This is a genomic window from Aurantibacter aestuarii (assembly GCF_003008425.1).
Taxonomy (GTDB): domain Bacteria; phylum Bacteroidota; class Bacteroidia; order Flavobacteriales; family Flavobacteriaceae; genus Aurantibacter; species Aurantibacter aestuarii.
In genome coordinates, this window is record NZ_PXOQ01000009.1 from 553,127 (window position 1) to 571,025 (window position 17,899).

10 protein-coding genes are annotated in these 17,899 nt (G+C 31.1%); 8 read left to right on the top strand and 2 right to left on the bottom strand.

All coding sequences use genetic code 11. The features are described from left to right. Positions 1-48 precede the first annotated feature (48 nt). Positions 49-1,050: a LacI family DNA-binding transcriptional regulator gene (locus C7H52_RS09250; RefSeq protein ID WP_106463617.1), complete on the top strand. Its 1,002-nt coding sequence runs from the start codon at positions 49-51 to the stop codon at positions 1,048-1,050. A gap of 8 nt (positions 1,051-1,058) precedes the next feature. Further along, positions 1,059-2,387: an exonuclease domain-containing protein gene (locus C7H52_RS09255; RefSeq protein ID WP_106463618.1), complete on the top strand. Its 1,329-nt coding sequence runs from the start codon at positions 1,059-1,061 to the stop codon at positions 2,385-2,387. An 18-nt stretch (positions 2,388-2,405) separates the two neighbouring features. Here the strand turns inward: C7H52_RS09255 and C7H52_RS09260 are convergent, their stop codons facing one another. After that, positions 2,406-3,140 (bottom strand): heavy-metal-associated domain-containing protein, encoded by a 735-nt coding sequence (locus C7H52_RS09260; RefSeq protein ID WP_106463619.1) that lies wholly within the window; start codon positions 3,138-3,140, stop codon positions 2,406-2,408. Between the two features lie 209 nt (positions 3,141-3,349). Here C7H52_RS09260 and C7H52_RS09265 point away from each other — a divergent pair, with 209 nt between their 5' ends. Genes C7H52_RS09265 through C7H52_RS09280 form a run of 4 tightly spaced genes read left to right on the top strand, consistent with a single transcriptional unit; the run spans position 3,350 to position 9,444 of the window. After that, positions 3,350-5,140: an alpha-L-fucosidase gene (locus C7H52_RS09265; RefSeq protein WP_106463620.1), complete on the top strand. Its 1,791-nt coding sequence runs from the start codon at positions 3,350-3,352 to the stop codon at positions 5,138-5,140. Beyond that, a complete protein-coding gene (locus C7H52_RS09270) occupies positions 5,133-6,428 on the top strand; it encodes a purple acid phosphatase family protein (protein WP_106463621.1) in 1,296 nt (431 codons plus the stop codon). Before C7H52_RS09265 ends, C7H52_RS09270 begins: the two co-directional genes overlap by 8 nt. 2 nt (positions 6,429-6,430) lie before the next feature. Beyond that, a complete protein-coding gene (locus C7H52_RS09275; RefSeq protein WP_106463622.1) occupies positions 6,431-8,017 on the top strand; it encodes a sulfatase family protein in 1,587 nt (528 codons plus the stop codon). Continuing rightward, positions 8,017-9,444: a sulfatase gene (locus C7H52_RS09280; protein WP_146130028.1), complete on the top strand. Its 1,428-nt coding sequence runs from the start codon at positions 8,017-8,019 to the stop codon at positions 9,442-9,444. The genes C7H52_RS09275 and C7H52_RS09280 overlap by 1 nt, the downstream gene beginning before the upstream one ends. Before the next feature lie 5 nt (positions 9,445-9,449). Here the strand turns inward: C7H52_RS09280 and C7H52_RS09285 are convergent, their stop codons facing one another. Next, positions 9,450-10,538 carry a formylglycine-generating enzyme family protein gene (locus C7H52_RS09285; RefSeq protein ID WP_106463624.1) on the bottom strand — a complete coding sequence of 363 codons (1,089 nt, stop codon included), beginning with the start codon at positions 10,536-10,538 and terminating at the stop codon, positions 9,450-9,452. 75 nt (positions 10,539-10,613) lie between these two features. Here C7H52_RS09285 and C7H52_RS09290 point away from each other — a divergent pair, with 75 nt between their 5' ends. Next, positions 10,614-14,513, top strand: a complete 3,900-nt coding sequence (locus tag C7H52_RS09290; protein ID WP_146130029.1) for a hybrid sensor histidine kinase/response regulator transcription factor — start codon at positions 10,614-10,616, stop codon at positions 14,511-14,513. A gap of 212 nt (positions 14,514-14,725) precedes the next feature. Beyond that, entirely contained in the window at positions 14,726-17,890 is a 3,165-nt protein-coding gene (locus C7H52_RS09295; protein WP_106463626.1) for a SusC/RagA family TonB-linked outer membrane protein, read from the top strand. Positions 17,891-17,899: the final 9 nt, after the last annotated feature.

Consider the following 17,899-nt stretch of genomic DNA (forward strand, 5'->3'; position numbering starts at 1 on the left):
AATTTCCTTATTTTTATAATTCAAATTTATATTTTAGTCTTATAACCTATGAGTCAAAACAACATTACCTTAAAAGAATTAGCTAAAATATTAGATGTATCTATTTCTACCATTTCTAAAGCCTTAAATGATAGTCATGAGATTAGTGAAGCTACTAAAACAAAAATTAAGGAATTAGCCAAACTTCATAATTACCAACCTAATAAATTGGCCATTAACTTAAAATCTGGAAAAACAAAAACAATTGCAGTTTTAATACCAAGCATACAAAACTATTTTTTTGCCAAAGTACTGTTAGGAATTGAAAGTGTTGTGGCTAAATCTCCTTATAATATTATTATTGGAATTACAAATGAGTCTTATGAAGATGAAAAAGAGAATTTACAAAAATTGTCTAATGGAATTGTCGATGGATTTATTTTATCTGTTGCTGAAGAAACACAAATAAAGCAAGAGTTTAATCACTTCAAAAACACTAATAAGCCTATTGTAATGTTTGATCGTGTTGTTAAAAATATGACTTGCGACAAAGTCATGGTTAACGATTTTGATTCCGTCTATGAAGCTACTGTAGATTTAATTAAAAACAACCGTAAAAACATTGCTATTGCCACTACTATTAACAATCTAAGTGTCATAAAACACAGAATTGAAGGTTATAAAAAAGCACTTTCAGCGCACTTAAATCAAGTAGAATTTGACTTAATAGTTGAGGAGCCATTACATCTAATTAGCGATAAACTAACAAACATCCTTAAAGCAAAAAAAATAGATGCTATTATCTCTTTAGACGAATTTGCTTCTTTAGCAGTTTTGAAAACCGTAAAACAAAACAATTTTTCTATTCCGTCTGAAATTGCATTAATTGGATATATGGATGAGAAAGTTGCGACTTATCTTACTCCAGAATTTTCTACAATAGACCAAAATGGAGTTCAAATTGGAGAAATTGCTGCAAAAACGCTTATAGATAGATTAGAAAATAAAGCTTTAGAACCGCAGGAAATTATTATTAAATCTACAATAAATAAAAAAGCGACAACAAATTAATAAGTTACATGAATTATACCATTATTGATGTTGAAACTACTGGTAGAAGTAATAAAATAACAGAAATTTCAATTTTTAAATTTAATGGCGAAGAGATTGTCGATGAATTTACCTCTTTAGTAAATCCTCTAACTTTTATTCCAGATCATATTACGGCGCTAACAGGTATAGATAATGAACTTGTAGCAGATGCGCCTATTTTTGAAGACATTGCACAAAACATACTAGACATTACAGAAGACAGTATCTTCGTGGCGCATAATGTAAATTTCGATTATAATGTTATTAAGAAGGAGTTTGATATTTTAAATATTCCTTTCAATAAGAAAAAACTTTGTACCGTGCGTTTATCACGTACTTTACTGCCTGGTTTTCAATCCTACAGTTTAGGTAAATTATGTAAATCTTTAGATATAAATTTAGTGGACAGACATCGAGCTCGTGGCGATGCCGAAGCGACTGTAATTTTATTTAAAAAATTACTTATTCAAAAAAATGCTCAAGAAGTTTTTACTAAATTTTTAAATAAAAACTCCAAGGAAGCAACATTACCATCTTATCTACCTAAAACAGATTATGATAAATTACCTAATGCCCCAGGCATTTATTATTTCAGAAATAAAAAGAATGAAATAATCTATATTGGTAAATCTAAAGATATAAAAAAACGCGTCACTAGTCATTTTTACAGTAAAGCACAAAAAAGTTTAGATATGTGTCGTGATACTGGTGCTATAGATTTTGAAACTTCTGGAAGTGAATTAATTGCTTCTTTAATGGAAGATTTTGCTATTAAAAAACACTTTCCAAAATTTAATGTCGTTGCAAAAAAAAGATTACAGACAATTTCGTTATTTAATTATGTAGATAGAAATGGTGTCATTCATTTAGCATTAAATAATAGTAAACTGTTTGCAAATCCCATTCTGAAATTTCAGAATTTAACTGAAGCCAGACTAGAATTAGAAAAGATTTGTAGTAGTTTTAAATTATGTCCAAAATTTTGTCATTTACAAGAAAATGTTACGCAGTGTTCTCATTTTGCAATTACATGTGAAGGTATTTGTAGAAACAATGAGTCCATAAAATCTTACAATGATAAAGTCTCTAATGCCATTTGTGAATTAACCACCAGCACTAAAGATCTAGTCATTAAAGAAAAAGGACGTCATCCAGATGAAACTGCTTTTGTGTGGATTAAAAAAAATGTTTATTTAGGTTATGGCTTTATTCCTAATGACTGCCAAATTAACCATGAAGATGAGCTTGAAGATTACCTGATTAAACAAAACGACAATTCAGATATTAAAAATATTTTAAGACCATATTTGGCATAAATTTAGAAACAATTCAATTTAAAAAACTAACATCATAATTGCCATAATTATCATAATGGCGTTTTCTATAAAAGTAGCTTCTGTCATGGGTAATTTTAGCGCAGTTCCAAGACAAGCACATTGAATATATTTTTTGTTTAATAGTGTTTTTGTTACGCCTATAGTAGTAATACTTAATATGATTAATGTAATTATAAGCGCTATATCTATTTGAAATCGCATTAAAAACATGATTCCTAAAGCGGTTTCTAGAAACGGATAAATCCAACCATATACCGGTATTTTTTTAGCTAAGGGATCGTACATTTTAAAAGATTCTGGAAAACCTTTTAAATCTAAAAGTTTAAAAAAACTGAATACGATAAAGAATAACCCCATAAAATCCAGCATGACATCGCTTAAATTCCACGCTTTATAATGCATAAGATTACTTGCTGTTGCAATATAAAATAAGATAAGTAACAAAGGTTTTAGCTGTTCTAATTTCGACTTTTCTTCGGAAATGTCTACAGGTGATGCGCTTTTGTTTAATACATTTTTTTCTTCGGAAGGATTTTCTGAAAGTGTATATTTTTCTGGTAATGCTTGTTTAAGTGTTTTAGTTGGTATATGTGAGGACATGGTTATTTTAGCTTCTTGGGCTTTTAAATTAACGTCAACACTAGTGACTTGTTCAAGTTCATTCAAATGTTTTATCACAGAAGCTTTACATCCATTACATGTCATTCCGGTTACTTTATATGTATGTGTCATAAAATCTAATTAAAAATAAATTTATTTGCATTCGATTTAAACCCTAGATGAAACAATTATCACTTAAAATCTACTTTTTTTAACTCTAATCAAACCCATCAAATCAAATAAATTAGTAGGTTTACTTTTATATCCAAATTTCAAAAAAAAATCTTAGAGTAATAAACCTTTAAGTTATTTTTAAGTCATATCTACAGAAAAAAGTTTAAATGAAACACATAATTCTTAAAGTAGCAATTATTCTAATAACTACAGGCCTATTTGCCCAAAATAAAAACTATAAAAAACAATGGGAATTTCCAGCTAAAGATTCTACAATGTATGTTACCGCAGAACAGCAAAAAGAATTATATGCAACGGAAGCAGAAATGCAGTGGTTTAAAGATGCTAAATTAGGTGTTTTTGTACACTGGGGTCCTGCTCTATTTGAGACTGATGCATTAAGTTGGGGTCGAAATGGAGAACGTCCTGGAGCTGGAAAACCAGCAACCAAAGGTGTTAATCCAGAAGTTTATGATAATTTATATAAAAAGTTTGATCCTGTAAATTTTGATGCCGATAAATGGATGCAGCAGGTCAAAGATTGGGGTGCAGAGTATATTGTATTTACAGCAAAACATCATGATGGTTTCGCTTTTTTTGATGCTAAAAATTCCGATTATACTATAATGAATACACCTTTTGCAAGAGATATTTGCAAAGAGTTGGCAGAAGCTGCGTATAAAGCAAATGTAAAGCTTTTTTGGTATTATTCTCAACCCGATTGGGTTCACCCAGATAATCTTCGTGAAAAGCATTACGAGAATTATTTACCTTACATGAAACAACATGTTAAGCAATTATTTACAGATTATGGTCGAATTGATGGCGTGTTTTGGGACCATTTAGCTACTAAATATTGGCAATGGGATTCATACCACATTTTAAAAGATTTAAAAAAATGGCAGCCCGGTATTATAAGCAATGCACGTGTTGGTTTTGGATGGCCTCTAGAAGATCGAGGTGATTATGACACTCCTGAACAAAGTTTAGGTCCAGTAGATCATCACAGATATTGGGAAGCTTGTTTAACCATGACAGACAAATGGTTATATCATAAAAACGGACCTGTAAAACCATACGAAACTGTATTAAGTATGTTAATTCAAGTTGCTGGAAATGGTGGGAATTTATTATTGAATTTAGGTCCAGATGCTAAAGGTGAGTTCGTAGAAAAAGAAGCTAAGCAAGCTCTTAAAGTTGGTGAGTGGATAAAAACATACGGCCATACCATTAAAAATACACGTCGAGGCATTTATATTGGTGGCGACTATGGTTCTTCAACTCAAATTGGTAACAAATTATATATTCACGTTTTACAAAAATTAGGAAATACTACAGAAGCAGCTATTGAATTACCTGTTCTCCCTACAAAAATCTTAACTGCAAAAGGAATTACAAATGGATTCAAAAATCATGAAATAAAAAATGGGAAATTAATCCTTCATTTTGATAAAACTCAATTCAATAATAATTTGGATAATATTGTTGAATTAACTTTAGCTGAAGATCCATCAAATTTTGAGCGTATCGAAACTTGGAAAGCTATTCCTTTAGAAAACACAGAATTTAATGTGTCTGAATCTTCATTTTCTAACGAAAATAAAAAAGGAGATGTTATTTACGATGCTAAAGGAAATGTATTTAGCGAAGGAATTCATCTTAAAAAATGGTGGGAACCTGCAAGAGACGATAAAGAACCTAGTTTAACATTAGACTTTAAATCTCCAAAAAAAGTTAAAACCATCCTATTGAGTGAAAATATGCGATCTCATTGTGTACGAGAGTTTACCATTGAAACTAAAAATGCAAAAGGACAATGGAGTACAGCTTTTCAAGGAGAAACTATTGGTGAAGGTTTAAGAATTAAATTAAACGGAACACCTATTTATGGAATGAGATTAAACCCCACAAAGAAGACTAAAAACATCCAAATCACGGCATTTAACGCTTATGAATAACAATATTACAATTTTAAAAAGATTTGCCATTTCTATTGGAACTCTATCGCTTCTGTTTTTGGCTTGCAACTCTACAAATCAATTAAAAAAAAATTCCGAAAAAACTACAATAACAGAAGTAATTGGTATTAAGCCAGATTTGATACGAGAGCCTTATTTGCAAAAAGTAAGAAAAGATTCTACCATCATTACATGGAAAACTAATGGTATTGCAAAAAACTGTTATGTTTCTATTACCGAGAGAGCAACAAAAAGCAATTCAATTATAAAAGGCTATTTAACGCCTCATGAGGGGTTTATGTTTAATGAAGTAGCTATTTCAGGTTTAAAACCAAATACCATTTATAATTATTCTATTTATTCTAACGGACATCTTTTAGCTGGTGGAACAGATTATTACTTTAAAACTGCTCCTAAAGACAAAAATTCTCCTTTTAGTTTTTATGCCTTAGGAGATATTGGCGCTAAAGAACAAGGTAGTTTTGCTATGGAACCTGCTAACAGAATTACCGAGTTAGCTATTAAACCAGATTTTGGATTAGGTTTAGGTGATATTGTGTATCCCAAAGGAGAAAGTAAAAATTATGACAACCATTTATTTAAACCTTTCAAAGACGTATTTAAAAACATTCCTTTTTATCCAGTAGCAGGAAATCATGATTGGCTGAGTGTAAATCATGACGAAAATTTTAAAAAGGAATGGAATTTACCAAACAAAGAATATTATTATACGTTCTCTTATGCTAATACTTTATTTATAGGCTTAGATTCTCGAGATGGGAATTTTTATGATTATGAACATCAAACCGTCTGGTTAAAAAAAACACTGTCTGAAAATAAAGGAAAATTCGATTGGATTGTGGTGTATTTACATCATAACGGTAAAAGCTGCACTTATAAACAGGACTATGAGCATGTTATTAGTCTTTATGATGTCTTTGCTTCTTACAATGTAGATTTGGTATTAAATGGTCATGCTCATACCTATGAGCGTTTAAAACCTTACGATGCTAATGGAAATATTGATAGCTCTCAAAATAATCATTCTATTTATGAAAACTTAGAAAACCAATTTATTTCTATTACAATTGGTGCTGGTGGAAAAATTAATAAAAAATGGGAGCCTAATCCAAATAATAATAAAAATTGTGATGATGGTACAATAGTAGCTCATTCAGAACATGTGGCTAGTTTTGGATTAATTTCTATAGATAAAAAAACTTTGTCTTTTAAAGGAATTAACTCTTTTACAGGTGATGCATTTGATGAATTTATAATTAAAAAATAAATATGAAGGGATTTATAATTTTACTGCTTAGTTTATCCTGCTCTATAAGCATGGCACAGGAAAATATGCCACTCTCCAACTCTCACGTCATAAAACCAAACATTGTTTATATTCTTGCTGATGACTTAGGTATTGGTGATGTTTCTGGCTTAAATCCGGAAGCAAAAGTGAATACACCAAATATAGAAAAGTTAATCCATAATGGAATGACTTTTACAGATGCACATACAACGTCTTCAGTATGTACGCCTTCCAGATATAGTATTATGACCGGAGAATATTCTTGGCGCACCAAGTTAAAAGGACGAGTTTTGGATGGTTATTCTAAAGCTTTAATTGAAGAAGATAAAGATACCGCACCTAAATTATTACAACGTAATGGTTATGAAACCGCTATGATTGGTAAATGGCATTTAGGCTGGAACTGGCAGTTTAAAACAGAAGAAACTTTTGAAATGGATCCAAAAAATCCTTACCAGTTTAAAGAGGACATTAGCGATAAAGTAGATTACAGCAAACCATTTACTGGTGGACCAACAGATTGTGGTTTCGATTATTTTTTCGGATTAAATGCATCTCTCGATTTTCCGCCTTATGTGTATTCAGAAAATAATAAACTTATCACAATTCCTACAGCAACCATGAAACCAGATGGAAAAGATAAAAATTTTCCTGGAGGACGAAAAAAAGATTTGGTTGGAGGACAAAAACTAAAACGAAAAGGCGATAAAGCACCAGACTTTAAAGCAGAACAAGTTATGTTGGATCTAACCAACAAATCGGTTGATTATATTGCTAATTATAAAGAAGAAAAACCCTTCTTTTTATACCTACCTTTAACTGCACCACATACACCTGTCTACCCAAGAGAAGAGTTTGTTGGAACAAGTAAAGCAGGTATTTATGGCGATTTTATACAGGAATTAGATTGGACTGTTGGACAAATTGTTTCCGCTCTAAAGGAAAAAGGGATTGAAGAGAATACTATAATTATTTTTACAGCCGATAATGGTGCTTCTAAAACATCTTTTCCAGAGGAGTTTGAAGACACTTATAAGCATAGACCAAGTGCACATTTGAAAGGAAGAAAAGCATCGCTACACCAAGGTGGACACACAGTACCATTTATTGTACAATGGAAAAACGTCGTAAAACCTAATTCAAAAAATAACACGACCATTTCATTGGGCGATTTATATGCTACTTGCGCCGATTTACTACATGCTGAAACTGACAAAAACCAAGGTGTAGATAGTTACAGTATATTACCTCTATTAAAAGGAAATAATAAATATAATAGAGAATCTTCAGTATATAGCAATTTTGCAGGACGTTTTTCTATTAGAAAAGGTGACTGGAAAATGGATTTAAATCCTAAAAAAGGAAGCAGTTATCTTATCAATATTGCCGAAGACCCATCAGAAAAAAATAATCTGTTTTACAATGAAGCTTATTCGGCTAAAGTTCAAGAATTAACAACTGCATTAAATAAAGTGATTCTTGATGGCAGAAGCACGCCAGGCGAACCATTAAAAAATAAAGGTCCTAAAATCTGGAACAATCTATTTTGGTTAAAAAACAAAAAATAATGAGAAATTTACTGTGTCTTTTTATATGCTTTGCGGTGTTTAATTGTAAAGCACAACAAAAATTAGTTAAAACCAGTCAAAAACAACCTAATGTATTGTTTATTCTGGCTGACGATTTAGGCATAAACGCTTTGAACTGTTATGGCAACCCATTAGTAGAGTCACCACATATAGATCAACTATATCGTGAAGGCATGCATTTTACAAATGGCTATTCTAACGATCCTACTTGTGCGCCATCTCGAGCTTCAATACTATCTGGTCAATATGTACCAAGACATAGAGTTTACAGAGTAACAGACCGCTACAAGAGCGATAAAAAAACATTGGAAGCCATGCGCTTTTTACCACCAGAAATTAATAAAGTTAAAGGCTCTGGTGCTGGATTAAATTTAGATAAAATTACTATTGCTGAAGCTCTAAAAGCCAATAATTACACCACTGCAGCCTATGGAAAATGGCATTTAGGAAAAAATGAATTACAAATTCAAAATCAAGGTTTTGATGAAGGTTATGAGATTACTGGACATTATAATTTTAAAACCTCACCACAGCAAAATGATGTAGACAACTCACAGTATTCGGCAGATGTGATTACAGAAAACACCATTAATTTCATAAAAAAATCAGCTTTCGAAAACAAACCATTTTTTGCTTATGTACCCTATTATTTAGTACATAAACCTTTAGAGCCTAAAGCAGAATATTTGACACACTTTAAACAAAAATTAAAAGGAAATCCAGAGGTTGGAAAGGATGAAATCAAGGTATTAGCCATGATAAAAAGTTTGGATGACAGTGTTGGGCAGCTTCTAAAAACCTTAACCGACTTAAATTTGGATGATGATACCATTATTGTATTTACTAGTGATAATGGACATTATAAAACCGAAAGTAATTTATTTAATAAGCCCTATCAAGGTGTAAAAGGGCAAACATTAGAAGGAGGCATTAGAGTGCCTTACATTTTTAAGTGGAAAAATAAGATTAAAGCCGGATCAGTATCTAAAGAACCCATAATTCATGTAGATATTTATCCTACACTTTTAGGTTTAACTCAAACCGTAAAGCCTGAAGATTATATTTTAGATGGCGAGGACCTAACTCCTATTCTACTAAATACAGCTTCTCAAACTAAACGTGACGCTTTAATTTGGGAATATACCAATTATGCTAATTATAATATTAAACGTGAAGAATTTACTTCAAAATGGGTGAATGTCATTCAAATGGATGGTTATAAAATGACTGAAGATGTTGAAACGTCTACATACATTTTATATAACCTAAATGAAGATCCTTATGAAACCAAAGAGATTTCAAAAGAAAATCAAGAAATAGTAAACAAATTAAAATCAAGATTAGAATTGTGGAAAACTGAAACAGGTTACGAAGCCCCAAAGCCTAATCCCGATTATAAAAAATAACCTATTTATTTTTTTAACATTTCTGGTGTAGCAACGGTTCTAAACCCTAAATGGTCTGAACCAGAATCTACCGCATTACCCATACGTGCAGAAATTCTAAAACTTGCACAATAAGAGTCGTGACATAAAAAAGAACCACCTTTCATAACATATTCAGTTTGATAAGGGTTATCTGGCGAAAAAGATTTTTCTGCACCTTTTGGGTTCTTTATATTAGACGTATTAGTTATCGTGTTATAATAATTGACATTAAAATAATCACTAGTCAATTCCCACACATTTCCTGCCATATCATATAGTCCAATACTATTTGGCGGATAACTTTTAACTGGCGCAATGTATTCAAAACCATCTGCATTAATATTTTGAGTTGGAAATTTACCTTGCCAAGTATTTGCATTAGCGTTTAATAATTGCGGATTGTTACCCCAAGTAAATATCGCATTGGTATTTAAACCTTGTGCGGCACTTTCCCACTCTGCTTCGGTTGGCAAACGTCTATTTGCCCATTTACAGTACGCCATAGCATCTTCATAAGCAATATGAACTACTGGGTAATTATCTTTTCCTTCAATAGAACTATCGGGCCCAGATGGATGTTTCCAGTTGGCTCCTATTTTCCAAGTCCACCATTGCCAAAAGTTAGCCATACTAACAACAGCTTTTACATTTTTATTAAAAATTAAACTACCAGGCTGCAAAATAGAATCATGTGGTTTTGGTGTGTTTGGAGGTAATTCTTTTTTCATCTCCTCCCAATCAATATCACGTTCTGCAACTGTAACGTAACCCGTTTCATTTACAAATTTTTTGTATTCTGCATTAGTAACTTCTGTAATATCTATAAAAAAACCATCCACAGTCACTTGATGAGCAGGTTTTTCTCTAGGCATAGCATATTTATCGCCTGTTTTTGCGCCTCTTAAAAAAGATTTTGCTTCAACCCAAACCATGCCTTCAGGTGTATCTAACTTAACATCTGTTTCTGTAATCGTATTGTTATCAATAGCTTTGTTAGTGTTTTCTTCATTTTTACAACTACTAAAAAAAATTAAAAAAAATAGAACACTAATTTTTATTTGGGGATTTTTCATAAACAATTGGTTTGATTGTTTTAATTTAATTAATTTTCCGCTTTATATAAAAACGAATAAGTCAAAGATATTATTTTGAGTTCAATTAAACATTTTATTCTTTTATTCTTTTGCATTAACGCAATGACTTGTTTTGCCCAAAATTCGTTTGATGTTCTTCAACTAGAAAACGATTATAACAACTCCCAAAGTATTATTTACAGTATTGCCCAAGACAGCGTAGGTAACTTATGGATGGCGACTGAAGAAGGCGTATTAAAAAATAACTCTTCTAACTACCAAAAATACAATACTTATAATGGTTTAGTAAATTTTTCTAAAAACCGAATCACAAAAATTATTGTGGACTCTAAACAAAATGTGTGGATTGGTCATGAAAATGGAATTGGTTTGTACAATAAGAAAACAGATGTTTTTGAAAGTTTAACCACAACAGGTATAAATACTATAGGTAGTGTTAAGTCTATTACTGAAGATTCTGAACATCGCATTTGGGTTGGTGCTTATAACGGTTTGTTTCAGCTCATTAAAAATAAAGACACATATACCAGTAAAAAGCTTGTAGACAACTATAATATAAATGCTGTTTTTATAAAAAACGACTTGGTTTATTTAGGTACAGATCAAGGATTAATAAGATATTCTACAACCAATAATAACATTAAAAATTTATCTGAGGATTATAAGTCTCCTGTGTTTTTTATTAAAGAGCTTAAAAAACAAATTTATGTGGGCTTTAAAAACGGAGATTTATTTAAGCTAAAGAATGCCGAACTTAAAAAAGTTAATCTGCCAATTCCTAATTCTTATCCTATTTATGATATTATAGAAGACGACAGTAAAAACATCTACATTGCAACAGACGGGAATGGTATTATTCATCTTAACAGAAGGAATGAATTAATTAATCATTTAGTGGAAGATGTCAATAATCCAAAAGCCCTTAACAGTAATGGTGTATATGATATTGAACTTGGTAAGGAAAATATTATTTGGATTGCAACCTATGGTGGTGGCTTAAATTACATCGACTTAAAGCAACGCCAATTCGAGCAAATTACCCATAAAATAAACAATCCTAACAGCATTGCTTCTAATTTCACCAGAGCAATTGCAACAGACCGTAATAAAAATATATGGTTTGGAACTAAACAAGGGATAAGTATCTATTATCCAGAAACTAAGAACTGGAAACATATTACAAATTTTAAGTATCAAAATACGACATTAAGCGATATTGTATTGGCCATTCAGCCAGACCAAGACGATATGTATGTGGGTACATATAATAGTGGTGTATTTAAAATAAACATCAACAGCTTATCCAGTGAAAGCATAAATTCTAAATACCCTAACGAGAACATTCTTAAAAAAGTTTATGCGGTTTTTAAAGACGACAACAATAACCTCTGGTTTGGTGGTATTGAAGGAGACTTAACAGTAATAAGAGCAGATAATAGCTTAAAGAAATACAGTACAGGAGCAGTTAGATATATTACCCAGACTAAAAACGGACTCATTTATGTAGCCGGACGTCTAGGTTTATTTGCTATAAATGATGAAAAAAGTGAAATTAGCAGAATTTCTGAAATAGCTCCAAATAACTCTACACTCGCCTACTCTACAATTAATGTGGTCTATGAAGATCAAAATAACAATTTACTTTTAGGAACTAACGGTGAAGGTTTAATTTTTTATAAACCCGACAACAAAACGTTTAAAAAATTAAAAATGAAAGATGGTTTACCGTCTGACATTGTACAAGGTTTTTTAGCAGAAAATTATAATAACTATTGGATTAGTACTACAAAAGGTCTTGCAAATATAAAACTTAGCACCAAAGACACCTTAGTAACTACTTACGATAAAAATGATGGTTTAGCCAGTACAGAATATAATTATGGAAGTTTTAATAAACTGGCGCCAAATAAATTTGCGTTTGGTGGTATTGATGGTGTAAGTATTTTTAACCCTAAAAAAATAAAAGAATTTAATTATACACCAGATATTGTTTTTACAAATCTGAAATTATTTAATAAAAATTTAGATCCGAAATCTGGAATTTTAGATCAGCATATTAACGAGACCGAAAAAATTAATCTGAATCACAAAGAAAATTCCATACAATTTGAATTTACAGGCGTATCACACAGCATTAATTCCAAATTAAAATACACTTATAAATTAGAAGGCTTTAATAACCAATGGTCTGCTCCAAGTGAAGCGAATTTAGCAACTTACACTAATCTTAACTCTGGAACTTATACGTTTAAGGTTAAAACGGTTAACAAATATGGTAATTTTGGAAAAGAACGACGCATAGAGATTATTATATCCACTCCATTTTGGAAATCTAATTTAGCTTATGCCATTTACACTATTACATTTATTCTTTTAGTGATTCTTGCTTTTTATCTGGCACGTTTTTTAATTAATAAACGTAATGCCGAGGAGCAAATTGAGTTTTTTAACAACATTACCCACGAAATAAAAACACCTCTTACCATTTTAATATCTTCTTTAGACAATATAACAGACCAGTCAAATTCTAACGAAGAATCAAAAACACGAGTAAAAACAACCGTTAAACGTATTAATTCTTTATTCGAGCAGTTACTTAATTTTCATAAAATTACCTCTCAAGAGAATATATCCAACCATATTAGTGAGATTGATATAAAAAGTCATATAGATCAGGTTATTAATGATTTTGAACCACTTACGAAGGAAAAAAATATTAAAATTAGTTACACTAATGATTGGAAAGATGGCTTTTTTATCAACGATAAAGACCTGTTAGACAAAGTCCTGCTTAACATTATCTCTAATGCAATAAAATACAGTAACGAAAACGGTCAGATTACCATCCATTCTTTTAAAAATAAACAAGATGAACTTGAATTGGAAATATCCGACGATGGTATTGGTATCCCTAAAGATCAGCAAAAATATATTTTAAAACGCTATTACCGTGCCCGAAATGTCATAAATAGCCAAAGACCTGGAACTGGTTTGGGTCTGGTTATGGTTAAGCGTATTTTAGAAAAATCTGGAGGTAGTATTAAATTTAAAAGTGAAGAAAATAAAGGAACTGTCTTTAACATCACTTTAAAAAACTTAAAACAAGAATTAAAACATAAGGAAGATATTAAATCGCAAACCATCCAAACCTTTGTAAGCAATCATGCAGATATAGATGGTATTGATTCTTTTAGTGATAACCAGATATTGATTGTAGAAGATAATGATGAATTAAGAGAACTTTTAGTCAATACGCTTGGTGAATATTTCCAAGTACACGAAGCAAAAAATGGTAAAGAAGGTTTAGAAAAAGCATCTGTTATTTTCCCTAATCTTATTCTTACCGATTTAATTATGCCAGAAATGGATGGTATGCAAATGTCTAAACATATAAAGGATGACATCAATTTAAACCACATTCCTGTATTCATGTTAACTGTTTTGCAAAATTCATCTCAAAAGATAGAAAGTATTAAAACAGGAATTTCAGAATACATAGAAAAGCCAATTGATTTAAATTTCTTACTATTTAAAATTGTAAACACATTCAAATGGCAGCAAACACTGCGTCAAAAATATGTTCATGATAACGAATCTAATAATGCAGAGTTATTTAAAAACGACCAAGACAAGGAATTTTTAGACAACTTAGAAAAAACTGTTTTAGACAATATCGAAAATAATTCATTTTCAGTTCACGACTTATCTAAAAGTTTTGGAATGAGTAGAACTTCATTATATATGAAGCTTAAAAACTTAGTTAATTTATCGCCTCAAGACTTTATTATACACACAAAACTTAAACACGCTAAAAGTTTATTAATTCAGGGCGATTTAAGTATTAAGGAAGTTGCCTACAGATCTGGTTTTTCAAATCCAAAATACTTTAGTACTTCTTTTAAAAAAATCTACAATATTACTCCTAGTCAATACATAAGTAGTTTAAAAAAATAAGCTTAACTTTAAGATAAACTTCTTTTGTTAAAAATATAAATCCTTTTTAGGATTCTTAATATTTAGGTCTTTAAAAATCTTAAAGTCGTTAATATCATAGTGTTTTGTTAATGATTTCATAAATTATGACAATAAATAAACCTTTTTTGATGCTTTTCAAAACTACTATATAGTGCTAAAAACATAGTTTAGCATAAATTAATAAACTCAACATGAAAAAATACATTTGTCTGTTATTACTAATTGCTCCAATGGTAATATTTTCTCAGCAAGCTTTAAAAGGTAAAGTGGTTGACGACACAAACTTTCCATTACCAGGAGCTTCAGTAATTATTAAAGGGACTACTAAAGGCGTAGTTACTAATATTGATGGGGAATTTGAACTGGAATTGTCAAATAGACCTAGCACTATTGTTGTAAGCTACTTAGGTTTCAAAAATCAAGAAATCGTTGTAGATAAACAAACACAATTAAATATTGTTTTAGCTCCTAACGAAGAACAATTAAATGAAATAGTAGTAATTGGATACGGACAAGTAGAAAAAGGTGACTTAACTGGTGCCGTTACGAGTGTAAAACCTAAACAAGATATTGTTGCAACCTCTCAAAATGTAGAAACCTTATTACAAGGTAGAGCTGCAGGTGTGTTAGTTCAACAAAACACAGCTCCTGGATCTCCTACAAGTATAAAAATTAGAGGTTTAAACAGTTTAACAGGAAATACAGAACCTTTATATGTAATTGATGGTATTATTGTAGATTCTGCTACAGAAGACACTTTAGACCCATTATCTGGCGGAAATAGTTATTTAGCACCACAAGGTGGTATTACTGGTATTAACCCAAGAGATGTTGAAAGTATAGAGATCTTAAAAGATGCATCTGCAACTGCAATTTATGGTTCTAGAGGTGCTAATGGTGTCGTATTAATAACGACGAAAAAAGGAAAAGCGGGAGAAACTAAATTTAATTTTTCACACACAACAACATTAGGTTACATTACAAATAACATTGATGTATTAGATTTAGATGGTTATGTTAATTATCAAAATGATGGTCGAGCAAATCAAGGTTTTTCTCCTTCATATTATACATATCCTGATGGCAGTATCGCAAGATTTGAAAATAGTGAACAGTTTATGATTGACAATGCAGATTCTATTGAAAGATTAGAGGAAGTAGATTGGTCTGAAGACACCTATAAAACTGCAATTACTAGAAATTTTAGAATCTCTGCATCTGGAGGAACTGATAATGGAAATTACTATATAGCCGCAGGATACTTAAATAATGAGGGTATCGTGCCTAACGCATTCTCTAACGCAGCCGATTTTAATGCTAATTTTAATAATGATTTAACTAGCAAATTGACACTTTCTGCAAAAGTTTCTGCTGCTCACACAAAAAACTCTTCTTCTAAAGGAACAGAAAATTTAGGAGGTACTAATAACAACTTAATTCGTCAGGTAGTTTCTGGAGCACCTTTTTTAGGTCAAGTAGATAATTTTGAAGGTGACCTTTTCGATATCAGTTTAGATGGCCCAAGAGCATGGATTAGCGATTACGACGATATTTCTAAAGAATCTCGTTTACTTGGAGCTTTAAAATTAAACTATAAACTTTCAAAAATATTTACCTATAAATTTACTTTAGGTACAGATTACAGACATAAAGAAAGACAAATATGGTATGGTACAGCATTAAGACGTGGATCTTTAAGTAATGGTGAAGCAGGTTTAAGTACTTTAGATCGTTTTAGATATAATATTGATAATACATTAATGTTTAAGCACCGCTTTAATAGAAATCATAGAATTGATGGTACAGTAGGTTTTGTTATAGACCAACGTAAATCTACATTTACAACTGCATCTGCTACAGACTTTCCGTTAACTGACTTAAGAGCAGATGGTATCACAACCGGACAAGTGCAACAACCAGTATTTTATTATACAGAGCCTGAGTCTTTATTATCTTACCTAGGTCGATTTAACTATACATTTAAAAATCGCTATTTATTCACCGCAACTTTTAGAGCCGATGGAAGTTCTAAATTTACAGATGGAAATAAATGGGGTTATTTTCCAGCATTTGCATTTGCTTGGAAGGCTAAACAAGAAAGTTTCTTAAAAAACTCTAACTTCATTTCTGATGCTAAACTAAGATTAGGTTGGGGACTTACAGGAAATCAAGCTATTGATCCGTACAGTACTCTTACGCGATTTAATTTAACACAAACACCATATTCAGATGATGAGAATAATCCGCAAATAGCTATTGTACCTCAAAATCTTAAAAATCCAACGCTAACGTGGGAAACAACGAGTCAATATAATGCAGGAATTGATTTTGGATTAGCAAACGATAGAATTACGGGAACTGTAGACGTATATTACAAAGAAATTTCAGATTTATTATTAAATGCACAAATTGCACCATCTAACGGTTACGAAAACTACTTTGTAAATCGTGGTGATATCACCAATAGAGGTATTGAAATTTCTTTAAATGCTGATATTATTAGTAACGATAATTTTAAATGGAATGTCTACGGTAATATTTCATTTAATAGAAATAAAGTAGGTGACATTGGTTTTGACCCATCAACTTTTGGAACTGAAACCTATAGTGCTTACTTAGGTTCTCAAGTCTCTGGTGGCAACTATTTTAAAACTGAAGCTAACATATTTATTGAAGGTGAAGCACCTGGATTATTTTACGGATTTGAAACAGATGGAATTATTACTACTCCAGAACAGTTAGCTGCTGCAGGTAGTTTTAATGGAAACGCACCTCAATTAGGAGACGTTAATTTAATAGATCAAAATGGTGATGGCTTAATAAATAATTCAGATTTAACAATTATAGGAGATCCAAACCCAGACTATAACTATGGTTTTGGTACAAGTTTTGAATATAAAAATTTCTCACTAAGTGCCCTATTTAATGGTATTAAAGGAAATGATATAGCTAATGGTAACTTGCTTAGAGAAGCATATGCAGATAATTCATCTGCAAATGTTAGAAGAGAAGCGTATTATGATGCGTGGTCGCCTTCAAATCCAGAAGGATCATATCCAAGAGTTGGTTACGATTTAGCTGATGAGACAGGTTTTACAGATCGTTTAATTGAAGATGGTAGTTTTTTAAGACTATCTAATGTGACTTTAGGTTACAATATTCCAGTAGATAAAAAATCATTTATCAACAGTGCTTACGTTTCTGTAACGGGACAAAATTTATTACTTTTTACAGATTACAGCGGATTTGATCCTGAAGTAAATAGTTTTGCTTTCGATCCAGGAAGAGTTGGTTTAGATTGGAATTCATTTCCAAATCAAAAATCATTTTCAGTATCATTAAACATTGGTTTCTAAAAAAAAAGA